1 pseudogene is annotated in these 237 nt (G+C 78.1%); it reads left to right on the plus strand.

What is annotated here, in order from left to right:
* A pseudogene (locus VR45_RS04545) lies at positions 1–237 on the plus strand (transcriptional regulator); the annotation flags it as partial.

Below are 237 nucleotides of genomic sequence, written 5' to 3' on the forward strand. Positions count from 1 at the left end.
GTCCGTGTTCGCCCACAAGCCGGCGCCGCCGCTCAGCCCGGACGGCGCGCCCACGCTGGCGTACCCCTGCCGGGGCGTGGCGACCCTCTGGTCCCGCCCGCCCGTCGTCGAGGCCCCGGCGCTCACCGCCCTGGTCGGGGCGGCCAAGGCCCGGCTGCTCACCATGCTGGACGAGCCGCTGGCCACCGTCGAACTCGCGCGCCGGCTGCGGGTCACGCCGAGTGCGGTCTCGCAGCA

The organism is Streptomyces sp. NRRL S-495 (genome assembly GCF_000966955.1).
Taxonomy (GTDB): domain Bacteria; phylum Actinomycetota; class Actinomycetes; order Streptomycetales; family Streptomycetaceae; genus Kitasatospora; species Kitasatospora purpeofusca.